Annotated in this window: 21 protein-coding genes; 14 read left to right on the top strand and 7 right to left on the bottom strand. The window is 62.2% G+C overall.

Annotated features, from left to right (window positions below):
* Positions 1-42: 42 nt before the first annotated feature.
* Both QWU43_RS09190 and mobF read left to right on the top strand, forming a co-directional pair.
* Positions 43-528 carry a hypothetical protein gene (locus QWU43_RS09190; protein WP_370917681.1) on the top strand — a complete coding sequence of 162 codons (486 nt, stop codon included), beginning with the start codon at positions 43-45 and terminating at the stop codon, positions 526-528.
* 176 nt (positions 529-704) lie between these two features.
* The gene (gene mobF / locus QWU43_RS09185) at positions 705-4,751 is read left to right on the top strand and encodes a MobF family relaxase (RefSeq protein WP_370917757.1); all 4,047 of its coding nucleotides are present in this window, start codon (positions 705-707) and stop codon (positions 4,749-4,751) included.
* Between the two features lie 31 nt (positions 4,752-4,782).
* On the opposite strand, the gene QWU43_RS09180 is transcribed toward mobF, so the two are convergent.
* The 3 genes from QWU43_RS09180 to QWU43_RS09170 form a co-directional block, all read right to left on the bottom strand.
* Complete coding sequence (locus QWU43_RS09180; RefSeq protein WP_370917680.1) at positions 4,783-5,016, bottom strand: hypothetical protein; 234 nt, start codon at positions 5,014-5,016, stop codon at positions 4,783-4,785.
* Positions 5,017-5,308: 292 nt separating this feature from the next.
* The gene (gene tatC / locus QWU43_RS09175; protein ID WP_370917679.1) at positions 5,309-6,118 is read right to left on the bottom strand and encodes a twin-arginine translocase subunit TatC; all 810 of its coding nucleotides are present in this window, start codon (positions 6,116-6,118) and stop codon (positions 5,309-5,311) included.
* 302 nt (positions 6,119-6,420) lie between these two features.
* A complete protein-coding gene (locus QWU43_RS09170) occupies positions 6,421-6,594 on the bottom strand; it encodes a Sec-independent protein translocase subunit TatA (RefSeq protein ID WP_370917678.1) in 174 nt (57 codons plus the stop codon).
* Positions 6,595-6,895: 301 nt separating this feature from the next.
* On the opposite strand from QWU43_RS09170, the gene QWU43_RS09165 reads away from it, so the two are divergent.
* Together QWU43_RS09165 and QWU43_RS09160 are read left to right on the top strand one after the other, a co-directional pair.
* Entirely contained in the window at positions 6,896-7,489 is a 594-nt protein-coding gene (locus tag QWU43_RS09165; protein ID WP_370917677.1) for a recombinase family protein, read from the top strand.
* 149 nt (positions 7,490-7,638) lie between these two features.
* The gene (locus tag QWU43_RS09160; RefSeq protein WP_267173420.1) at positions 7,639-7,881 is read left to right on the top strand and encodes a hypothetical protein; all 243 of its coding nucleotides are present in this window, start codon (positions 7,639-7,641) and stop codon (positions 7,879-7,881) included.
* A gap of 206 nt (positions 7,882-8,087) precedes the next feature.
* Here QWU43_RS09160 and QWU43_RS09155 read toward each other — a convergent pair whose 3' ends face one another.
* Both QWU43_RS09155 and QWU43_RS09150 read right to left on the bottom strand, forming a co-directional pair.
* On the bottom strand, positions 8,088-9,665 hold the full coding sequence (locus QWU43_RS09155; protein WP_370917676.1) for an LGFP repeat-containing protein: 1,578 nt from the start codon (positions 9,663-9,665) through the stop codon (positions 8,088-8,090).
* Positions 9,666-9,856: 191 nt separating this feature from the next.
* Positions 9,857-10,918 (bottom strand): AbrB family transcriptional regulator, encoded by a 1,062-nt coding sequence (locus tag QWU43_RS09150; RefSeq protein WP_370917675.1) that lies wholly within the window; start codon positions 10,916-10,918, stop codon positions 9,857-9,859.
* Positions 10,919-11,065: 147 nt separating this feature from the next.
* Between QWU43_RS09150 and QWU43_RS09145 the strand changes: the two genes are divergently transcribed.
* Together QWU43_RS09145 and QWU43_RS09140 are read left to right on the top strand one after the other, a co-directional pair.
* Entirely contained in the window at positions 11,066-11,842 is a 777-nt protein-coding gene (locus QWU43_RS09145; RefSeq protein WP_370917756.1) for a TSUP family transporter, read from the top strand.
* The gene (locus QWU43_RS09140) at positions 11,842-12,390 is read left to right on the top strand and encodes a phosphatase PAP2 family protein (RefSeq protein WP_370917674.1); all 549 of its coding nucleotides are present in this window, start codon (positions 11,842-11,844) and stop codon (positions 12,388-12,390) included. Before QWU43_RS09145 ends, QWU43_RS09140 begins: the two co-directional genes overlap by 1 nt.
* 49 nt (positions 12,391-12,439) lie before the next feature.
* Here QWU43_RS09140 and hrpB read toward each other — a convergent pair whose 3' ends face one another.
* Entirely contained in the window at positions 12,440-14,866 is a 2,427-nt protein-coding gene (gene hrpB, locus QWU43_RS09135) for an ATP-dependent helicase HrpB (RefSeq protein WP_370917673.1), read from the bottom strand.
* Positions 14,867-14,905: 39 nt separating this feature from the next.
* On the opposite strand from hrpB, the gene QWU43_RS09130 reads away from it, so the two are divergent.
* The 8 genes from QWU43_RS09130 (at position 14,906) to QWU43_RS09095 (ending at position 19,844) form a co-directional block, all read left to right on the top strand.
* Positions 14,906-15,583 (top strand): alpha-ketoglutarate-dependent dioxygenase AlkB, encoded by a 678-nt coding sequence (locus QWU43_RS09130; protein ID WP_370917672.1) that lies wholly within the window; start codon positions 14,906-14,908, stop codon positions 15,581-15,583.
* Positions 15,584-15,678: 95 nt separating this feature from the next.
* Positions 15,679-16,281 (top strand): DNA-3-methyladenine glycosylase I, encoded by a 603-nt coding sequence (locus QWU43_RS09125; RefSeq protein WP_198735149.1) that lies wholly within the window; start codon positions 15,679-15,681, stop codon positions 16,279-16,281.
* Positions 16,282-16,536: 255 nt separating this feature from the next.
* Positions 16,537-17,256, top strand: a complete 720-nt coding sequence (locus tag QWU43_RS09120) for an SDR family oxidoreductase (protein WP_198735148.1) — start codon at positions 16,537-16,539, stop codon at positions 17,254-17,256.
* A gap of 42 nt (positions 17,257-17,298) precedes the next feature.
* Positions 17,299-17,961, top strand: a complete 663-nt coding sequence (locus QWU43_RS09115) for a LysE family translocator (protein WP_370917671.1) — start codon at positions 17,299-17,301, stop codon at positions 17,959-17,961.
* Positions 17,962-18,002: 41 nt separating this feature from the next.
* Positions 18,003-18,281, top strand: coding sequence for a heavy metal-binding domain-containing protein (locus QWU43_RS09110; protein ID WP_198735146.1), 279 nt, complete (start codon positions 18,003-18,005; stop codon positions 18,279-18,281).
* A gap of 72 nt (positions 18,282-18,353) precedes the next feature.
* Positions 18,354-18,671, top strand: coding sequence for a YbjQ family protein (locus QWU43_RS09105; protein ID WP_370914762.1), 318 nt, complete (start codon positions 18,354-18,356; stop codon positions 18,669-18,671).
* A gap of 58 nt (positions 18,672-18,729) precedes the next feature.
* Positions 18,730-19,023 carry an RNA-binding S4 domain-containing protein gene (locus QWU43_RS09100; RefSeq protein ID WP_198735144.1) on the top strand — a complete coding sequence of 98 codons (294 nt, stop codon included), beginning with the start codon at positions 18,730-18,732 and terminating at the stop codon, positions 19,021-19,023.
* Entirely contained in the window at positions 19,023-19,844 is an 822-nt protein-coding gene (locus QWU43_RS09095) for a VOC family protein (protein WP_370917670.1), read from the top strand. The genes QWU43_RS09100 and QWU43_RS09095 overlap by 1 nt, the downstream gene beginning before the upstream one ends.
* Positions 19,845-20,365: 521 nt before the next feature.
* Here the strand turns inward: QWU43_RS09095 and QWU43_RS09090 are convergent.
* On the bottom strand, positions 20,366-21,259 hold the full coding sequence (locus QWU43_RS09090) for an alpha/beta hydrolase (RefSeq protein WP_370917669.1): 894 nt from the start codon (positions 21,257-21,259) through the stop codon (positions 20,366-20,368).
* Positions 21,260-21,274: the final 15 nt, after the last annotated feature.

The raw sequence follows: 21,274 nt of genomic DNA, 5'->3' as shown, positions 1-21,274 counted from the left end.
AACGCCTCCGGTGCGTTGACCGGTGCGGCGAGCATGGTCGGTATGGGTGCCAGGGCGACCGGAGTTGCGCTCGGCGGTATGGCTGGCGCGGCGATGGGATCGAAGATAGGCGGGGCTGCTGGTGGTGCCCCGGGCCAGGCGGCGGCCGCACTCGGTGGTGGAGCTGGTGGAGCGGCGGGCGCACCGCTGTCTGCCTCGGGTGGTGGCGGCGGTGGCGCGAGCGGTGCCGGTGGTGGTGGCGCGCGCCGCGGGCAGGGAGCGATCCCCTCCGGTAGTGGAGGGGGCGGCGGCAGTGTGGGGGCTGCTCCGCAGGGCGGTGGCGGACGGCCGCGGATTCTTACCGCGGCCCAGCTCACCGCAATGGGTGCCAAGGCGATGGCCGGGGGCGCGGTGCGCGGTGCCGCCAGCGGCGTGGGGGCTGCGGGGCGCGCCGTTCCTGGAGCAGCGAACACCGCTGGCCGCGCCGCCGATCATCTCGGCCGCAACTTCGAGGGATCACTCGGATACCCCGGACAAATCCACAGATAAACCAACCAGATTCACATAAGGCCCATTGCTCCAAGCAATGGGCCTTATCCATATCCTCCCAACCATCACGTCGATAGCTTTTCTGCGACACCTGACTACGTTTAACAGTAAAGAATCAATATACAGTATGCACTTTTAGTGGTCGGGTAGAAAAACGCGGTAGACTCACCCCCGTGATGAGTCTCCGAGCGGTCCACGCAGGTGCTGGATACCAGTACCTGCTCCGCTCTGTTGCGACCAACGATGCACACGACAAGACCACCGACACCGGGTCGCTGGCGAACTACTATCAAGCCAAAGGAACCCCGCCCGGTCGGTGGTTCGGGTCCGGGCTGGCAGGGTTCAACACCGAGACGATCGTGGCCGGGGCGACGATCGAAGCCGATCAGATGGCCTCGCTCTACGGGGTCGGAATGCACCCCGATACCGACGCGAAGATCGCCGCTGGAACACCGCTTGCGGCGTGCAAACTCGGAGGCAAGTTCCCCGTCTACACCAACGCCATTCCCGTGCTCGACGCGCTCCGGGACGCCGAGCAGGAGTTCACCAAAACCACCAAGAGACTGCCAAGTACCGTCGAGCGATCCGAGATGGCGGCAACGATCGGACGGCCCTTTTACGTCCAGGAAACCGGATACGACAACGCCGCCGACAAGGACGTCATTGCGTGGGTGAACAAGCAGCAGGAACAGGTCAAACAGGCAGTATCTGCCTACGATTTCACGTTCTTCCCGGTGAAAAGCATCTCCGTGGTGTGGGCGCTGGCGGATGAAGAAACCGCCACGAAGATCGCCCGCTGTCACCACCGTGCGGTGGCCGAAGCGCTCGCGTGGGCCGAGGCCAACATCGTTCGTACCCGCATGGGAAAAGCGGGCATAGCGCAGGTGGAAACCCAAGGGCTTGTGGCATCGGAGTTCACTCATTTCGATACACGCGCCGGTGATCCAGACCTGCACTCGCATGTCCTTATCTCGAACAAGGTTCAGGGAAAAGACGGCAAGTGGCGCGCCCTTGACGGCCGGACACTGTTTACCCATCACCAGGCAATCAGCGCGCACTACGACGCGGTGCTCAATCAGATTCTTAGCGAAGAACTCGGAATTGAGTTCGAGGAACGCCCCCGCAAGGGCAACACCCAGGGCGTGTGGGAGGTCAAGGGAGTGCCGCAGGAGGTGGTCGAACAGTTCTCGCAGCGGCGCACCAACGCCGAGCCGGTGTTCGATCAACTCGTCGCTGACTACATCCGGAACCACGGTCGCCAGCCGGACAAGCTGACCAAGAAACGGTTCTGGCAAGAAGCGATCCTGACTACACGGGACGCGAAGAAACCTGCGGAATCGTTGGATACCTTGCGCCGCGAATGGGCGCAGGTGGTGTCCGAGATGGACGGTGGAACCGACTACCTTGCAGCCGTGCGAAGTATCGTCGGTGACGAAAAACCGGGTGTTCAGGGGCGCATCTTCGACGCGGAGAACTGGCGCGAGAACGTGGAGACGATCGCCGGGGAGATCATTGAAGCGGTCTCGGAAAAGCGCGCGAACTTCGGTGAGCATCATGTGCGTACCGCGTGCTCGACGGCGTTGAAAGGCTGGCGGTTTTCAAGCGTTGATGAGCTTGATCGTGCCCGGGAGCAGATCATCACTGTGGCGTTGGACAAGGCGGTTTCACTGACCCCGGACGAGCAGTTGACCCTGCCGTCCGTGCTTGTCAACGCCCGTGATTATGGTGTCGATCGGTTGCTGGGTGCCGAGCGGTTCACCACTGAGGAGGTCATCGAAACCGAGCGCAAGGTACTCAACGCCTGTGCTGAACCGGTCGCGGTTTTCGCCCGGAACGCCACTGTCGCCCAGGCGCTTAATGACCACGAGCGAGCCAGTGGTTTCGCCCTCAACGCCGGGCAGAAGGAACTAGCGGAGCATCTGCTCAACGCCGGAACGCTGGTGGCATCTGGTGTTGGTCCGGCAGGTACCGGTAAGACCACGTCCATGCAGATCGTTGCTGATGTGTGGGCCGCCGAGGGGCGGAAAGTCATTGGCCTTGCACCGTCTGCCGCGGCCGCGCAGGTGCTCGAAGAAGAAATCGGGGCCGAAGCAATGACGATCGACAAGCTGGTGTTTACCTGGCTTGGTAAGCACCCGGATCGTCGCGGAGGTGATCTAGGTGAGCTACCGGTAGAGATCAATCCCGGTGATATGTTGCTGGTCGATGAGGCCGGTATGGCCTCGACAACCAACCTCGGTGCGTTGGTCGATATAGCGCGTGAAGCAGGAGCTGTCGTGCGCTTGATCGGCGATCCTTACCAGCTCTCGGCGATTGGTTCCGGTGGGTTGTTTAAGACACTGTGCCAGCGGGCCGGGGCGGCATCGTTGACCGAAATCATGCGGTTTTCGCGGGGAGCTGACACCGCACAAGGTGAAGCCTCGATGAAGATTCGAGCCGGGGACACCACTGGACTCGGACTCTACTTCGAGCGCGGATGGGTCAAAGATGGCACACGCGAGACGATGCTGACCACAGCCGTTGACAACTATCTGACCGACATTGATGCGGGTCGAACCTCACTGGTGATCGCACCGTCGAACGCTGATGTTGACGCCGCAAACGAGATGATCCGCGCGGTACGCATCGAACAAGGACTGGTCGATACCTCCGTCGAAATGGAGGTCGCACGAGGCGATCGTGTCTCACCCGGCGACATCGTTATCACCCGGAAAAACGCCTACCTTCCCGGTGGCGGGCGGGTGATCAACGGCCAGATGTTTACTGTGATCGGACCGTCTGCTGATGGACAACTCGACGTTCGTGACCTGAAAACCAACGCGCGGGTACGTATTCCTGTCGACTACGCCGCCGATAACGTTCATCTCGGCTACGCCTCAACCGTGCACCGCGCCCAGGGCGCGACCGTTGATGTGTGCCACAGCCTGGTCGATATGACCGTCCGCCGCGAAGCGCTCTACGTCGCGTTGACGCGCGGGAAGATGGAAAACCGGTCCTACGTTGTTACCGATCTGCAGTTCGATCTCGACGCCGAAGACCCCCACTTCCACATGGCTGGCAACGACCAAGCACCAACTGCACTGGCGGTTCTTGAGCGTGCGGTCGGTACCTCTGCTGATGCAACGACCGCGATTGATGAGCATAGAAAGCAGGTCACTATCGGGCACTCACCTGCCCGACTCCGCGAGCTTTACGACCACGGTGTCGATCTACTGATGGATCAGTTCATCGACACCTACCTGCCCGAAACCATCGACAATCTGCCCACCGAAGCGGTGGAAAAGATCATCGACCAGGACGCTGAAGGCGTGCTGCGGGCGATCTGGAAGAACGCACTGAAAGCTGGAAAAGACCCCCGCGAGGTGTCAATCCCGGTCGCTGGTGTACTTGCCTCGGATGATCTCACTCGACTGTTTTCCACCGCCTACGGCCACAGCACAAAGCGCGAAACTAGCACCGATGAACACCCACTCCAGGCCCCGCCGGTGATGTTCGTCGGTCAGGACAACGAACTGGCACAGTGGGTGGAAACCACCTACGCGCAGTTGGGTGAACAGTCGGCAACAGTGCGCGAACCGATGCCGGTTGTTGGCGACGGCCAGGAGATCACCGGCGCTGCGTGGTCCGGGATGCAAGCAACAACCCGGCAGTATTCCGGGGCGCGGTTCACCGACTGCGATCTCACCGCCACGTCGTTTGCCGACTGTTCGTTTTCCAATGTGGTGTTCCGCGACTGCGATCTCACCGGCGTGGACTTCAGTCGCGCGTCGTTCGACCGCGTGCGGTTTATCAACTGCACACTCGACGGTGCTGACTTCACCGGCGCGACACTCGGGTCCTACACGTCACCGTTCCCGGTCGATATTGTTGGTTGTCCGATGCGCGGGGCCACGATGGAGGGCACTGATATTGTGCGGGCGACGTTCCGAAACATCGACGCCACAGGCGCGAGCTTCGTGGGGGCCACGCTGAACAAGACAGTGTGGAGGGCGATGGATCTCACCGATACGCGGTGGGATGAGCGGCTGCATGTACCTGGTGATACGCACGTTGTGAATCTCACTGGGGACCCGGATGCGGTGGCGTTGGTGGCGAAGGCGAACACCGATGCCGCGGCGAAGACCAGGTCGGTCGAGGAATCAACACGGCGAGGAACCCGAATCGGGTACGACACGAGCAACCCGGTACGCCACCTAGACCAAAACACCGGCCCCGAACTGTAAAGCGGGGTTTTTGCACTGCTTTACGCGAAGCCTATCTACCGGCTGTCAGCTCGGGAAAAGTGTCTGTCCAGAGTTTGGTCACCCGGCGGGGGAGCGGAAGGTTAGGGAAGTCCTGGATGAGTAGGTCGCGGTTGATGAACTCACACTGTTGCTCGTAGGTTCCCTCCGCGAGCAGATCGCGGTACGCGCAACATCTCCACACTTCATCGGACACGTCCGTAGTGCGTGCTTCCTCGTTGAGCCAGCGGACCGAGTGGGGGAGCACGAAGATTCCCTCTGATGGTCCGCGCAGTTCATCGGGGCTGTCGGATGCGGCATGGGGCTTGTGGTCGCCGATGAAGACCCTGCTGTCCGGTCGGATGGTGACCGGGGCGAATCGGGGGCATGGCGCAAACCCTCTCAAATATAGCAGGACTGAAGTCTTATGTATTGAAGATAGAACCGTCGCTTGTCGGATAATATATTTTTCCTCTATTGGAAACCATTCTAAAGCAGTCGAAGTCTAATTTTTGCATAAAGAGCAGTCCACTATATTAAATAGTAGAAAGATGTGGAGATTAGCTGGCCTCAGTGCCTAGCTTCTTCCTGCGGTCGTTAAGCATGCAGTAAAGAAACGAAATCTCAAGCAAAAAACCAACTGATAGGGAAAGGGCTAACATGCTTAATACCTCTTGGCCAGGGGAAATAATTGCGCCTAAAAAGAAAATGAAAAACCATATAATTCTACGTTTACCTGAGATTGTAGAGTATTTCAAGATTCCAAAATGGTTAAGTGCTATTACAATTAGGGGGACTTCAAAAGAGAATCCAAAAAGCAGAACGAAGTTTCTAACTAATTCATAATAATCAGATCCGCTTATTGCGGCAACCTGGAACTCTCTACCGACCCCCAAAAGGAACTCTAGACCTTTGTCTAAAACAAAGTATCCGAGAACTGATCCTGAGGAAAAAAGAATAGCAGAAATAAATAGAAATATTGCAGTGAATTTCTTTTCTTTTTTATAGAGGCCTGGGGCAACATATGCCCAAATCTGAAATATCCAAACGGGAGAAGAAATAACAACTCCGGCAACCATCCCTACCTTGAATCTGAGTAGGAACATGTCAAAAGGCTTTGTTGCTAGCAGTCTACATTCTCCAGATACGGATAGGTTCGCCCTCAGGTCCGGAGGAAGCGAGCAGTAAGGGCCTCTAAGAAGCTCGCCCAGTGGAAGGAGGAATCCCCCGCCCGATCCGTACCAAATGTAGCCTATGCAACCTCCAAATCCGATGGCAATCAGGGATATGATGAGCCTTTTTCGGAGCTCCATAATGTGCTCGCGAAGAAGCATTTCTCCGCGAGTATTTTTAATATGTTTGCCGTCCATAGTGTATAAAATAAAATTGGCTAGACCAAAAAGGTCTAGCCAATTTTATTTCCGATCAGAGATTCCACCAATTGTAGTACCACTGGTTTCCGTCCTTATGGCAGAAGTAGGAGACGCCGTGGCCAAATTGGCTCCACAAACTTCTATGAGCCATGCACTTCCAAAAACTGTCGAAATTACCCATACGCTGCTCCGGGCCACGCGCCAAAACGGTGACAGACTCCTCTTGGAGTTGAGCGGCGTTAGCCATAGGTGCCCCTATGACCATGGCGGCAGAAAGCATCGCAGCGGTAACTGTTTTCTTAAACATTTTTCCCCTTTTCTTGATCGCTATCGGAAAGTTCCCGGACCTCAGTTTTTAGAATTCTAGCGGACTGGCCTATGGAGCGTGCCAGATCTGGCAATTTACTGGCACCAAATAGCATGGTGAAAACAAACAGGACAATCAATAGCTCTGGTAAGCCTATGTTTGCCATAACTACGGAGCTCCAAGGTTGTAGGTGGGCGGGGCCTCTTTTTTATCTCGCCATTTGACGATGTTACCCCCAAAGCTGTCACCACACAATACTACGCCTACAGTAATATTCGCCACATTGTGGGCTTTGCATAGGGTGCTTGATTTTGTTGCACCGTTGATCGTCTGACGCACGCCCCGCAGCCGCGCGGGGATCGGTGGCCACGCCAGCACGGACGCGTGCAGTAGTCTATTGCGCTAATGTATTGCCCCTACCCCCCTTATCGGCAATCGCTGGGCGATTCTTAGGAGACTGTCAAAGGATGTTGATCGGCTACGCGCGTTGCTCCACCGACAAGCAGGATCTGCGAGCACAGAAGCAGCAATTGCGGGCTCTCGGGATCGAGGATGCGCGGATATACGTCGATCACGGATATACGGGCCGTAATCGTGAGCGGCCGGGGCTGAAAGAAGCGCTCGCCGCGACCCGGGCGGGGGACACCCTTGTGGTGACGAAGCTGGATCGGTTGGCGCGGTCGGTGGCTGACGCCGCCGAGATTGCCCGCGAGCTTCAAGGCCGGGAGGCCCGGCTACAGATGGGCACGACGGTCTACGATCCGGCCGATCCTTTCGGGCGGATGTTTTTCAATCTCACTGCGACGTTCGCGGAGTTTGAGGCCGACCTGATCAGTCAGCGGACCCGGGAAGGGCTTGCTATCGCCCGGGAGAGAGGTCGCCTCCGGGGGCGGTCGAGCAAGTTCACGCCTGCGCAGCAGCGGCACATCGGCGGGCTCATCGACGGCGGCGAGCACACGCAGGCCGAGATCGCGGCACTGATGGGGGTCGCCCCCTCCACTATCAGCAGGTTTGCGAAGAAGTGGCGAGCGACGGGGAATGGCGGTAACCCGGCCGGGTAACGACCGATAACAGTCCTTTCGGTATCTATCGACTTTTCTATGGAGTGTGTTGAGCTCAAACTGTGTCTGTTGGAGATCACTTGGGGGAATCGGACTTTACGGTTGCCCGTGCAATTAGTCCAAATACCGCGGATACAAGGATCGCTCCCATGAAGCTGAAGATAACACCGACTCCCTCTTGGGCACCAACTCCAAAAGAAACCCCGAATGACATTACCGTGGATAGGCCCGATGCCAGTAGGAGAGAGAAAAGGATTGCTTCGCCATTTCTGGATGCCCTATATTTGGAAAGTGATGCTGAACAGATTGCAAGCGTTATCCCACAAGCTATAACTTGCCAAATAGACACTTCGGCCGGAGGCCGTGTTTGGAATGTGTCGCTGATGGAGTGATAATCATTCCATGAAAGCCATAGTGCGGCAGTGATAATTCCAAGGAGGTAGGATGTGAATGCTGGGCCTATAATGCTTCGTAATTCACTTCTTTTCTCCCGTTTTTCATTTCCCTGGCAATGATTGCTATTCCGATTGCTGTTGGAAGTATCACAAACCATGTTGTGCCGAAAAGAAACTGGATAGGTTGAAACAAACTTCAACTCCTAGAGATTATCGAGATGGGTGCCAGTCACGGCCAGCCAGTAGGCGTCGCGGAAGTCTCGGCAATTGTAGTGTCTTGGGTCTACTGCTGTGTAGACGTTGCTGCATACTTTTTCCATGTCTTGGTAGAGGCGCTCATTGCAGTCCCAATAACCTTGGCCATTTCGGTCAGCTCTGTCCATGCATATGTCATGTCGCGCGCATGCTCCACTGAATTCAGCATTTTGACCAATTGCTGGGTATTGGTTTGGGGAGTGTGTGCAGTAATCATGGCGTCCGTAGTGTTCCCACGATTTAGCTTCATCAATACACCCCCAGTAGTCGTAGTTGAAGGGGATGCTTACGCCGCCATAATGTTTTTGGCTAGAGTCTGGGAGTGGGCACCGACTTAATGCTCGTTTGAGCCTGGTATTTTCTTCTCGGTATCCGTAAGGATTATCCTTGGGGACGTGGATACCGTTTGCTTCTAGAAGCTCGATTACCAGGTTATTAACCTCTTTCCCGATTACAGAGCTATCCCCGGATTCTGCTATAAGGCGCCTGGTATCCATTTTCTTCTTAGAGAAGCTTTGTTTTGTTAAGATGGGGGCTTCGGTGTCTTGTGTCGGGGAGTCAGTGGGGTAGCCCCATTCGGAGTTTTCGTATCCGCGTGCGGACCAGATCAGCAGGGGAAGCCCCATAATCTCGTGGGCTCCAAAGCTGGGGTGAGAATAGATCATTCCGCCAAAGAAACGGTTAAATTTACCTACACCATCGGGTGTTTTTGTTTGGTCCCCAGTGGGATATTGGAGCGGTCCGTGTTCGCCTCCTAGCTCTTGCCAGCGGTCGTAGATTTCTCCACTGATTGAAGCTAGTCCCTGCAATGAACCATAGATGTGCGACCTCTGGAAGTCTTGCTTTCTTCCTGTGCCGTCAGGGAGCCCGTATTCATCGCTAGTTGGGTAGCCCATGTCGCCAGCTTCCCAACCATTCCTCGCCCAAACAACCGAGAAGTGGGTTGTGACTGAATGCGCGCCGGTTTCCGGATGCCAGTAGATGAACCCATTGATGAATTCATTGCGTCGCCCCACTCCATCGGGAACCCCTAGCTCATCTGACTTTGGCCACGTCAAGAAGCTGCTGGGGCCGCCAAGGGAATCATATTTCTCTCGAATGGCTCCACAAACCTTGTAGGGGCTTGGCCAGTAGGTTCGGCAGTTCACCGGTTCTGACCGTTTTACTCGCCTGCCGTGCTGCATCGAGAGCTTCTCGGATGCTTCTTGCATCTCGGCTCTGTCTGCTTCTTCTTTTGTGAAGCCACCGGGGATGGACTCTCGGTCTGACCTCATCTCGCCGGGCCGTAGCTCCGGGTTCGGGTTGTCCGTAGGGTGCCACCCCTCTCCCGAGCTGTTTGATATTTCGTTCTTATCGAATCCAGGTTCGGTTGGTTTGAGGTTGTCTGCACGGGGCTGGACCGATAGCTCAGCGCCGTTCTCTTCGGTAAAAGAAAAATGTGAGGGGGCAGCATTGGACTGCGGCAACAAGGTTATTGACAGTAAAGGTGTGCCAAGGATCGTGCTGAAGCGTCCTGGTTTTTGCATGGTTCTAGACTCCTCTGTACGCATCGATTGTCGTGCATGGGTGGAGCTAGCTGTCTTGCAGCGTAGCAGTTTTATGCTTCTCACGGCAGAGTTTCGCGAACGCCGGCCATCACCGGTTCGCCCGGCGGATCCGCCGGGCTGTTGTTTCGACCAGCGGCGGTCATACGGTGCTGGCCTATCGTCCAGCCTGTTCAGTCCCGGTGGCGGACGCGTGCGATCCGGTGTAGTACCTGTGGCATCCAGCCCGCGAGGATCAGTACGCCGATCAGTCGGATGATCTGGACCGCGGCGACGGCGGGCCCGGAGTCGGCCTCGTCGGCGATGATGAGGACGGTCTCGAGTCCGCCGGGGCTGGTCGCTAGGTACGCGTCGAGGTAGGGGATGTCGAGCCACCAGGTCAGTAGTAGAGCGGTGGCGGCGCAGCCGGCGATGAGGGCGGTGATGAACAGCAGTGTGGCGGGCAGGGTCCGGGCGAAGGATTTCAGCGCTGGGACGGATAGTGCCCCGCCGGCCATCCAGCCGATTGCCATGAACGCGACTGCGGTGACGGCTCCGGGGAGGGCGAGGGTGAGGCGGTCGTCGAGAAGCGTGTGGGTGAGGACGGTGAGCAGCATCGGCCCGAGTATCGATGGTGCGGGTATGTGCAGCCGGGTCCCCACGGGCTGCCCCACAGCCATGATGATGAGGAGGATGAGCAGGCCGATCCGGGAGAAGTCTGTGGTCGTGTCGGCCGTGGGGTGGGTGTCGAAGCCGATGAGCATCGCGGCGAGCGGCAGGGAGAGCATCACGGCCAGCAGTCGGAGGTACTGGGTGAGGGTGACGTAGCGGTAGTCGGCGCCCATGTCCCGAGCGAGGAACGGCATGACGGAGGCGCCACCGGCGAGCATGGAGAGCACACCCGTCGAGCGGCTGATCTCCCGGTGCGCGTGGTGCAGGAGCAGACCGCCGGTGACACCGATCCCGATGGTCGCGGCGGACACGACGAGCCCGGGGATGAGATAATTCACCAGTTGGGTAGCGGGCGTGGCCGTGAGCGGTGCCGCGGCGAGGATGGCGATCACCGCGCGGGCCGCCCGGGACGCGGGGCCGGAGAGATTGATGCTGCGGCCGGTGGCGACGGCTGCTGTGGCGGCGACGAGGATCGAGGCGATCACCCAGCCCGCGGGCAGACCGATGCGGGTGAACACCCACCCGAGGATCAGCGTCGACGGTACGACGGCAAGCCACCGGCGGTCGATGCGCGGGGCGTGCACGGGCTCTCCTCTCCGCCGGTCATCGGGTTTCCACCGTCCATTGTGCCCATCGTTGAACCGTACGGATTGGATCCGGGTACATTTGACATCCAGCCCTGATGGGTGACCGCAGTCACCTTTCCGGATCCCTTGAGAAAGCTGGTGACCATGGATCTCGCCCTGCCCGCGTGGCTCATCCTGATCGCGGGCGCTGGTGTCGCCGGCTGGATCGACGCGGTGATCGGTGGTGGCGGGTTGATCCTGATCCCGCTGATCCTCGCCGTGGCCCCCGGGCTGGCCCCGGTGACGGCGCTGGCGTCGAACAAGTTGGCGGCGGTGTCGGGGACGGCGTCGGCGGCGTTCGCACTGTGCCGGAAGGTCGGTGTGGACCGGTCCCTTGTGATCCGGTTCGTGCCGGTGGCCGCCGTGTGCTCCGCGGGCGGTGCGCTCGCGGCGAGTGCGATCGACAAGTCCCTCATGCGGCCGATCGTGATCGTGCTGATGGTCGCGGTGGGTGTGTTCGTGGCGCTCCGCCCGAGCTTCGGCACCGGTATCGCACGCGAGGCGCCGAAAGGCGTACGGCGTCTGATCGCGGTCGGCGCAGTGGCGCTGATCGCCGGCTACGACGGCATCTTCGGGCCGGGCACCGGCATGTTCCTCATCATGGTGTTCACGGGTGTGCTGAGCCAGAACTTCCTCACGTCCGCCGCCCTGGCGAAGGTCGTCAACACGGCGACGAACGTCGGGGCGCTTGTCGTGTTCGCCGTGGGCGGTCACATCTGGTGGATCCTCGGCCTGGTGCTCGCGGTGGCGAACATCGCGGGTGCGCAGATCGGTGCCCGCACGGTGGTGCGCGGCGGTACGGGGTTCATCCGTGCCGCGCTGCTGTGCATGGTCATCGTGATGTCGAGCTATCTGACGTACACCCAGGTCCTCGGTGGCTGATGGTTCCTGACGTCGCGTTCGGGGAGTGGCTCGTCGCCCACCGCGCACCGTGGATGGTGGCGGTTAGTGAGGTTCTTGCGGAGGCGTTCCGGCCCTGGCATGTCCTGGTGTTCGCTACGGTCCTCGCGGTGCTGTTCCTCCGCAGGTTCGGGCGGGACACCGCCGTGCGGTTCTGGTGCGCGGTCGTTCTCGCCCAGGTGGTGACACATCTGCTCAAACCCGTGGTGGGGAGGGCCCGGCCGCCGGTGGAGTGGCGGCTCGAGGTGGAGCCCACGGCGGCGTTCCCGTCGGGACACGTGACGGGTGCGGCGGTCCTCACCGGAGCCCTCGTGGTGGTGTTCTGGCCGGTGCTGCGCCGTGTCGGGCGGTGGGTCGCTGTGTTCGTCGCGGTCACCGTGACCGTGGTCGTGGCGGCGAGTCGGCTGATTCTGGGGGTGCACTGGTTGAGCGACACCACCGCCGGTGTCGCCGTGGCGGTGGTGTCGCTCGGTGTGGTCGGGGGAGTGGACGTGATCAGGCGGCGGCGGGGTTGCCCATCGGGAAGGTGATGACGACGTAGGCGCCGAGGGCGACGGTGGTGCTGTGTTATTCGATTCATCACATCCGGCGTTTCGTCCGCGCCGTCGCGGTCGCGGTCCACGGATCCTCCGGCCATGGGTGCTTCGGGTAGCGGCCGCGCATGTCCGCGCGCACCCCGCTGTAGGGCCCGGACCAGAAGCTCGCCAGATCATCGGTCACCGCCAGCGGCCGTCCCGCTGGTGACAGGAGATGGAATAGCACCGGGACCCCGGTGATCCTGGGTGACTCCGCGAGGCCGAAACACTCCTGGAGCTTGCAGGCCACGACGGGTTTCTCCCCCGAATAGTCGATGGCGTGACTGTTCCCGCTCGGTACGGTGAGGCGCTGGGGCACGAGTTCGTTCATCTGCGCCGCCTCCGGCCAGGGGAGCAGTCGGCGCAGTGCGGCGTGCATGTCGATCGTCCCCGGAGGGGTGCCCCGGGCGATACGCTCCAGATCGGGAGCCAGCCAGGCATCCAGATTCGCCAGCAGCTCCCCCTCCGCCACCGACGGCCACGGATCGCCGACGTGGGTGTGCAACCAGGCGAGCCGGTGGCGCAGGTCGTTCGCCGCCGCCGAGAAGGTGAACACCCCCAGGCCATCGGTCCGTAGCCCCTCCGCGATCGCCTCCGAGGCGTGCCGCTTGTCGACGCTCGTCGGGGTCGAACTCAGCTCGATGGCCCCGGCGCTGCGGACCTTCCGGGCCCGGATCCGCCCACCCTCGAGAGTCGCGGTCACGGTCTCCGACACGCCGACCACGGCCAAGGCGGTCTCCTCGTCCAGCCGGGCGGCCGCCCGGATCACCGCACCGGTCCGCCCCTCCCGCGCCGTGGTGCGGGTGACCTCCGCGACGGCCAGCCACTCCGCGTCATCCAGACCCGTACCGCCGGGGAGGGTCGCCCGGGTACCGCTGGCCAGCAGCCAGTCGCCGCCGGTTCTCCGGGCCACCTGCTCCGGGTACGCCAGCGCGGTGACCAGGCCCTCGGGATGCGTGGTCGGATAATCCGACTCGGCCTCCGCGCCGCGGGCCAGCCGCATCAACCGAGCGGCCTCCCGGCCGAGCCGCCCCCGCTCCGCACGGGCCTGAGCCGCGACGTCCCCACGGGGTTGATCGGCGAGCAGTGCGACCGTGCGCGCCGCCCGCTCGCCGAGCAGCGGAACGGTCAACAGCAGCGCCCGTGCCAACCGGGGACTGGCGGGAATACCCGCCAGCCTCCGCCCGAACGGCGTCACAGCCCCATCAGCGTTGACCGTCCCCAGGCGTCGGAGCACCTGCTCGGCCTCCGTGATCGCTGTGGTGGGTGGGGCGTCGACAAGCGGAAGCCCCACACCACGGGGTGTGCCCCAGCACGTCAACTGGAGCGCTGCCTGCGTCAGATCCGACGTCGCGATCTCCGGGGTGATGTGTGGCTGCATCGTCGAGTACACGCGGGGCTCGTAGCAGCGCAGAACGGTTCCCGGGCCCTCACGACCGGCGCGACCGGCCCGCTGGTCCGCCGAGGATGCGGCACACGTCGTGGTCACCAGGCCGGTCATGCCGCGTGAGGCGTCCCGCCGCGGGACCCGGGCGAGCCCCGAATCAACGACGATCCGCACTCCCGGCACCGTGAGCGAGGATTCTGCGATGGACGTTGCGACGACGATCCGCGGCCGGTCCGCAGGCGTCAGGGCAGCATCCTGCGCCGCAGCGGCGAGCTGTCCGTGCAGCGGCAGCACCGGCACGCCAGGGGCGAGTCCCTGGATCGTCGACACGACCCGGTCGACCTCCCGCGCGCCGGGCACGAACACCAGCGCCGAATGCCCGAGTTCCGCGACGGCGTCCACGGCCACCCGGGCCATGTGGTCGAGGAACGCCCACTCCACACCCCGTGCACCCAGCCGCGTACCGCCGGGAATGTACCGGACGTCGAGCGGGTGCGTCACTGCCTCGGTGGACACCACAGGGCCACCGATCAGACCAGCGAACGTGTCGGCGTCGATGGTCGCCGACATCGCGGTCAGCACCAGATCGTCACGCAACTGGTGCAGCTCGGTGAGCATGCCCACCAGCAGATCGGTGTCCAGTTGGCGTTCGTGCACCTCATCGAGGGCGACGGCATCCACACCTGCCAGTTCCGGATCCGCCAGGAGCCGGCGCAGCAGAACCCCCGGCGTCACGAACTGCACCCGCGACCCCGCATGATGCTCACCGCGCACCGTGAAACCCACTCGGTCACCCAGCCGCGAGCCGTCCAGGTGGGCGAGCCGCCTCGCCGCCGCGCGGACAGCCACCCGCCTGGGTGCGGTGACCACCACCTTCCCTCCGGTGATGTTCGCCAGGGCCGGCGGCACCAGAGTGGTCTTACCGGTGCCGGGCGGGGCCTGTACGACACAAGCCCCGGTGCCAGCCAGGGCGTCGCCGAGCGTACCGACGGCTCGCGCCGCCGCAAGCCCGGCACCGATGCGGGTCAGATCGAAGGTGGACACGGGGGAAGTGTATCCACCGGGCGCTGCTACGGTGATCTCATGGCACAACTGTTCGAACCAGGTGCGCTGCCCCGCGAACCTACCCGCATCATCCCCGGAGTCGTCCACCTGCCCGCCTGGCTCGCTCCCGACACGCAGTCCCGTCTGGTCACCGGCGCCCGTGCCCACGCCCGCGGACCGGCCGCCATGCGCCGACCCGTCCTGCGCAGCGGGCAGATGAGTGTCTGGATGACCACGCTCGGGCTCTGGTTCCACACCAACCCGTACCGCTACAGCTCCCGCACCCCGGACGGAACGCCTGTTCCACCGGTTCCGGACCTCCTTTCTGATCTCGCTCGTGGTGCGCTCTCCGCCGCCGCCCGCCACGCACCGGAACTCGATCCCTGGGTGGAGAACTACCGCGCCGACGCCGTACTGATCAATTACTACCCACCTGGCGCAAGGATGGGGATGCACCGTGACGACACCGAACTGAGTGTTGCCCCGGTGGTGAGTTTCTCCATCGGAGCTGCCGCGATCTTCCGCATCGCCACCGTGGATGGACGGACCCGCCCCTGGCGGGACATCCCGCTGGAATCCGGTGACGCACTCGTCTTCGGTGGGCCCGCGCGCCTGGCGTTCCACGGGGTGCCCCGCCTGATCGCGGACACCACGCCGGACAACTGCGGGCTCACCGAGGGTCGCATCAACATCACGATCCGCCAGGTCACCGCCTGACAGGATTGTGGATGAACCGGGTTGTCGAGGTGTCTGTCCACAGGGGGCGGTGTCGGCCGTCGATTGCGGGAAAACCGGTGTCCTAGGGTGAAGCCATGAATGACACCGACGATCTCGCCGCCCGGGGTCTTGTCCTCGGGGCGGATGACAGGATCCGGCCGAAATGGGCCTGCACCTCCGATCTCCTCCGTGACTATTACGATCACGAATGGGGCCGCCCCGTCACTGATGAACAGGGACTGTTCGAGCGCATCTGTCTCGAGGGGTTCCAGGCGGGACTGTCGTGGGAGACCATCCTGCGCAAGCGTCCCGCCTTCCGGGAGGTGTTCGCGGGATTCGACCCGGAGGTGCTCGCCACCTGGGGTGACGCGGACGCCGACAGACTGCTGGCTGGCTCCGGGATCATTCGGAACCGCGCAAAGATCCGCGCTGTATTCACCAACGCCCGCGCCACGCTAGTCCTCCGGGAGAGCGGCGGGCTACCCCGGTTGGTGCTGTCCTTCACCCCGTTGGCATGGACGCCACCTGACTCGGCCGCTGAACAGCTCACCACCAGCCCGGAGTCGTTTGCTCTCGCCAAGGCGCTGAAAAAGGCTGGATTCTCCTTCGTCGGTCCGACCACCTGCTTCGCGCTCATGGAGGCCGTCGGCATGGTGGACAACCGCATCAGGGGAGCATCCGGCCTCATCGAAGAATGATGCGGAAGCCCCGTCACGTGGTTGTGTGCCTGACACCTGCTGGATCACTGCGCGCGAGGAATACATGGAGGGAACCCCGGCCAGTTATCCAGGGTTCCAGTGTTGATCATCCTGCCCACGTCAGATCCACGGATACCGGGGCCAGCGATTGACAGTGACTGATGTGGATATGGTGGGGTGAAGAGTATCCCCATGTCTGGGGGCTTTTCCATGATGGTGGGGTCCACTCGATCGAGACGCTGGCAGAATGAACCCATGAGCACATCAAGAAACACGGGCCGGATCGCCGTCGTAACCGGCGCATCCGCAGGTATCGGAGAAGCCTGCGTTGAGGCGCTGATTGCCGACGGGTGGACGGTCATTGCCGGGGCGCGACGTATGGAGAAGCTTGAGGCGCTCGCCGAGCGGACCGGCTGCATCGCCCGCCACCTGGACGTTACCGATGATGCGAGTGTGCAGGAGTTCACCGCCGACATTGAACGCTGTGACCTCCTGGTCAACAATGCTGGTGGTGCGTTGGGCCTTGACCCCGTCTCTGAAACCGAGATCGAGGACTGGACCTGGATGTATGAGGTCAACGTGCTCGGTACCCTGCGCGTGACCAAGGCCCTACTGGAACGTCTCACGCGGTCACACGGGCAGGTCATCAACATCGGGTCGATCGCCGCCCGTGTCCCCTACGCGGGCGGCAGCGGATACAACGCCGCGAAGCACGGCGTCGCCGCGCTGACCCGGGTTCTGCGTATCGAGACCGCCGACACCCCACTGCGGGTCTGCGAAATCGATCCCGGGCGCGTCGAGACCGACTTCTCCCTCAACCGCTTCAAGGGCGACACCGAGCGTGCGGCCAGCGTCTACGACGGGAAAATCAACCTCACCGCCGCCGACATCGCCGAAGCCGTCCGCTGGGTCGCGTCCATGCCGGCGCACGTCAACATCGACACGATGCTCATCATGCCGACCGACCAGGTGTGATCCCCGTCTTTACGGCCCATCCCGGGCGGTAACATCTGGCACATGCCTGTTGCCGCCCTCTCCACCCTGCTCGTTGTCTGGATCGCGGCGATCGTCAGCCCCGGCCCAGACACCCTCCAGATCATCCGGCTGGGTGCCCGCAGCCGGGCGGACGGGGTGTGGTGCGCACTCGGTATCTGCGCCGGCAACACCCTGTGGATCGTCGCCAGCCTCATCGGTCTGTCCGCTCTGATGACCACTCACCCGGGCCTGCTACACATCCTGCAGATCATCGGCGGCAGCTACCTCACGTGGATCGCGGTCAAATCCATCCGGGTAGGAATTACGGGCAGAAAGGAGCGTGCCCGGGTGCCGGCGAACCGTGCGGGCACCACCACCGTCGAACGTGCCACGGCACCGGCTGCATCTTTCCGCACCGGTCTCGCGACCAATCTGTCCAACCCCAAAGCGGTGCTCTTCTTCGCCGCGATCTTCGCCCAGTTCGTCGACCCGGAGGGCGGTCTCATCGCGGGGGTCACGATCCTGCTCATCCTGACCGTCACAGGGGTCGCCTGGTTCGTCGGGTTCGCCCTCGCAGTCCGAACCCTCGCCGTACGGATCATCCGCAACGCCCCCCTGATCGATCTGGTCAGCGGTGTGGTCTTCGCGTTGATTGCTGCCTACATGCTCCTCGAAGGCCTGCACGGGGTCGCCACAGCGGTCTAGACTCGCGCACTGAACCCGTATCCTTCCGAGAGGCTCACACCATGATCATCACCACCACGGACTCTGTCGCCGGGCGAGAGGTCTACGAGTATCTCGGCGTCGTCACCGGTACCGGTGCCGCCTACACTCTGCGTGGCAGCGAGGCGAAGAAGACCGAGACCGCACTCAAAGCGCGGGACAAGGCACTCCACATGCTCCGTGAGGAAGCCGCTGAGCTGCGTGCTGACGCGATTCTCGGGCTCCAGGTCAGTCACCCGTATTCCGGAGGTATCGGGAACGTCGAGATCATGTTGACCGGTACCGCTGTGCGCCTCATCTGATACCGGACGCTGTCACGTCGATATCCCTACACTCGGTGATGAGTCACACCACCATCACAAGGAGAACAGGCCATGATCGTTTCCACCACCCCGACCATTGAGGGACGCGAGATCGGTGACTACATCCGTGTCGTCGCCGGTGAAACCATCGTCGGTATCAACGCGCTGAAGGACTTTGCCGCCGGATTCCGAAACATCGTCGGTGGGCGTAGCCAGGGATATGAGCAGGAAGCAGCGACTGCCCGCGAATCCGCTCTCGGGGAAATGGTGCAGCGGGCTATCGACCTCGGCGCCGACGGTGTCGTCGGCGTGTCCATCGAGTATGCCGTCCTAGGACAAGGCAACATGCTGCTCGTCGCCGCCACGGGAACTGCGGTGCGATTCACCTAGGACAGCAACCGGGCGGACAGTGCCAGGTACCACTGACCACGCCCGTACACTGGGACGTATGGAAGCAGTCGACGTCGCGATCCGGGACGACACAATCAAACTCGGGCAGTTCATCAAGCTCGCCAACCTCGTGGACACCGGGGGTGCCGCAAAGGAAGCGATCGCCGCCGGTGAGGTCACGGTCAACGGTGAGGCCGACACCCGGCGGGGTCGTACCCTTCGGGTCGGGGACATTGTGACAGTGGGTGGAGCGTCGGCACGCGTCGCCGCGCCCAGCGACGATGACGATGACTTCTTCGACGAAGCCACCGCCAACGATGACTTCGACCCCGAAAAGTGGAGGAACATGTAATGCCCGCGTTCATGGCGCAGGACGGTATGCCGTTCTGGATCGACCTCACGACCTCCGAGATGCGGAAAACCGCGCACTTCTACGCTGAGATCCTCGGATGGGACGTTGAGGAGGCCGCCCCCGGTTACCGGCTCGCCCGCGCCCAGGGCCTGCCCGTCGCAGGTTTCATCGAACAGCCGCAGGAGGCGACGCAGCCCGACACGTGGATCACGTATTTCCTCACCGGCGACATTAGCTCCACCGTTGCCCGCACCCGGGAACTCGGCGGCACCGTTCTCACCGAGCCCTTCGAGGTCCATCTCGGGCAGGTGGCTATTCTCGTGGACTCCGCGGGTGCGATGTTCGGTGTGATCGAGCCTTCCGGAGAGGAACGCTTCGTCTCCGGTGGGGAACCCGGTACCTCCGTGTGGCACGAACTCACCGCTACCAGCGGCTACGACCGCGCCGTCGACTTCTACACCGAACTGTTCGGCTGGACCGTCCGCAGGCTCGACGAGGACGGCGCCCGCTACACCCTCATTGATGTCGATGGTTCCCCGTTCGCGGGAGTCTGGGACGCGGAGGGCACGTTCCCGCCGCAGGTTCCCGGCTTCTGGCAGACGTACCTCGGTGTCAAGGACATCGCCGCGACGGCGGAGAAGGTGACCGAACTTGGCGGGGAGATCATCCGCGGCCCCTTCGACGCCGAGTTCGGCACCATGCTGATCATCGCCGATTCCACCGGCGCAACGCTCACCCTGTGCGAGGCCGATGAGCCCATGGAAGAGGGCAACGAGGCAGACCCGTTACAGGGCATCGACCTCAGCCAGTTCGACAGCTGACCGATACCCCGGGACCCGGGCGGCACCCCTTGGGCCGCCCGGGTTTTCTGCTGCCTCGGTTCTCGTTATTACGTGCTAACACGCACTAGTGAGAGCTGTTTCCCCAGTTCGGCCTACCGGAAGTTTTGTGTTTGCACGTACTGACGACGGCCGGTGGCACCCCGACTCCCGGAGGGGGCGATCAGGCGGCAGTCAGGGAACCGGACGGGACAGGCACCAGTCCGCCGATCTTCCGACGATACGAGGTCTTGTTATCACGTGTTAACACGTACTAGTGACGCGTAGTGTGCCTGGTCGTTTCGGTACTGCAGAGGTGTTTGCACGCACTGGCGGTATCCCGACAACGTACGACTGCGCATCGACGCCACGCTCACGACGTATTAACGATGCCCAGCAGCAGAGAGCGACAGGGGGAGACAAGGGGGAGTGGTACCCGGGGTGAGCCTTCCGGCCCGGTGCGCGTGTTGAGTGCCGTGCCGTCGTGTCGAGGCCGGTCGGTGCCGGGTACCCCAGCTGGAAGGTTAGGCCCGGAGGAATTCGGCGGCGTCCTTCGCCATCTTCCGGGCGACGGTGGGTGTGACGATGGTGTGTTGTGCCGTATAGGTCAGTACCTCGGCGACGTGTTCCGCCCACCGGAAGCGCGGCACGGTGGTGTCCTGTTCACCGACCTGGATCAGGGTGCGCGGCCAGGTGGCGGGGTCGGGGATCTCGGCGTCGCCGCGCACGGTGTCGGGTAGTCCGCCGAGGTGCAGGCTGGGGCGCGTGAGCAGGAGCTTGTCGACGTCGTCCGCGACGAGGGTGGCCAGCGCTGCACCGGAGGATTCACCCCAGGCGGCGACGTGCCGTGCACCCTGTTGGCGGGCGTGGGCGATGGCGGCGCGGGTCACGGCGCACATCGCGGTGACGGAGTGTTCGGGTGCGAGGGGGTAGTCGACGTCGATGATGGTTGTTCCGGACAGTTCCGCCACGGCGGCGACTCCGGGCCGCCAGGCGTTGTCGAGACAGGTTCCGGCGCCGCGCCACCACCCGCCCCCGTGGAGGCTGACTGCCCAGTCTCCCGTGGGTTCGGAGGGGGTGAACATGACACCGATCCCGGGAAGATCCTCGGCGGTGACCCCGCCGAGGTAGTCGACACCGGGCATGCGGTGTCCGGCGGCGGTGCCGAGCATGAGCATGGCGGCGTGAGTGAGCCGGTCAGGTAGGCGTGCGGCCCAGTCATCGCAGGTGGGCCGGTCGCTGATACCGCCGGCCCAGGGCGGGGTGCAGTCGGGTGCAGGGTGGTGTTGGTTGATGTACCAGGTGAGTTGTTCGAGCTGTCCCTCTTCGTCGAGTCCGCCTTCGGTTCCGCCGACGACGAAGTCACGTCCGGTTGCGTCGTCGTGGATGACCTGGGGTCTGTCGGGTGTCTCGCTCATGGTGGCCATGCTACC

The organism is Corynebacterium sp. CCM 9204 (assembly GCF_041357695.1).
Classification (GTDB): domain Bacteria; phylum Actinomycetota; class Actinomycetes; order Mycobacteriales; family Mycobacteriaceae; genus Corynebacterium.
Note: the sequence above shows the minus strand (reverse complement) of the source record. Positions and strands in the feature narration are given on the sequence as shown.

Coding starts and splice junctions, on each gene's coding strand:
- QWU43_RS09120 (WP_198735148.1), top strand. CDS start 16,537: ATGAGCACATCAAGAAACACGGGCCGGATCGCCGTCGTAACCGGCGCA.
- QWU43_RS09095 (WP_370917670.1), top strand. CDS start 19,023: ATGCCCGCGTTCATGGCGCAGGACGGTATGCCGTTCTGGATCGACCTC.
- tatC (WP_370917679.1), bottom strand. CDS start 6,118: ATGGACGGCAAACATATTAAAAATACTCGCGGAGAAATGCTTCTTCGC.
- QWU43_RS09145 (WP_370917756.1), top strand. CDS start 11,066: ATGGATCTCGCCCTGCCCGCGTGGCTCATCCTGATCGCGGGCGCTGGT.
- QWU43_RS09130 (WP_370917672.1), top strand. CDS start 14,906: ATGGCACAACTGTTCGAACCAGGTGCGCTGCCCCGCGAACCTACCCGC.
- QWU43_RS09090 (WP_370917669.1), bottom strand. CDS start 21,259: ATGAGCGAGACACCCGACAGACCCCAGGTCATCCACGACGACGCAACC.
- QWU43_RS09100 (WP_198735144.1), top strand. CDS start 18,730: ATGGAAGCAGTCGACGTCGCGATCCGGGACGACACAATCAAACTCGGG.
- QWU43_RS09160 (WP_267173420.1), top strand. CDS start 7,639: ATGAAGCTGAAGATAACACCGACTCCCTCTTGGGCACCAACTCCAAAA.
- QWU43_RS09140 (WP_370917674.1), top strand. CDS start 11,842: ATGGTTCCTGACGTCGCGTTCGGGGAGTGGCTCGTCGCCCACCGCGCA.
- QWU43_RS09170 (WP_370917678.1), bottom strand. CDS start 6,594: ATGGCAAACATAGGCTTACCAGAGCTATTGATTGTCCTGTTTGTTTTC.
- QWU43_RS09190 (WP_370917681.1), top strand. CDS start 43: ATGGGTGCCAGGGCGACCGGAGTTGCGCTCGGCGGTATGGCTGGCGCG.
- QWU43_RS09110 (WP_198735146.1), top strand. CDS start 18,003: ATGATCATCACCACCACGGACTCTGTCGCCGGGCGAGAGGTCTACGAG.
- QWU43_RS09165 (WP_370917677.1), top strand. CDS start 6,896: ATGTTGATCGGCTACGCGCGTTGCTCCACCGACAAGCAGGATCTGCGA.
- QWU43_RS09105 (WP_370914762.1), top strand. CDS start 18,354: ATGATCGTTTCCACCACCCCGACCATTGAGGGACGCGAGATCGGTGAC.
- QWU43_RS09115 (WP_370917671.1), top strand. CDS start 17,299: ATGCCTGTTGCCGCCCTCTCCACCCTGCTCGTTGTCTGGATCGCGGCG.
- QWU43_RS09155 (WP_370917676.1), bottom strand. CDS start 9,665: ATGCAAAAACCAGGACGCTTCAGCACGATCCTTGGCACACCTTTACTG.
- mobF (WP_370917757.1), top strand. CDS start 705: ATGAGTCTCCGAGCGGTCCACGCAGGTGCTGGATACCAGTACCTGCTC.
- QWU43_RS09125 (WP_198735149.1), top strand. CDS start 15,679: ATGAATGACACCGACGATCTCGCCGCCCGGGGTCTTGTCCTCGGGGCG.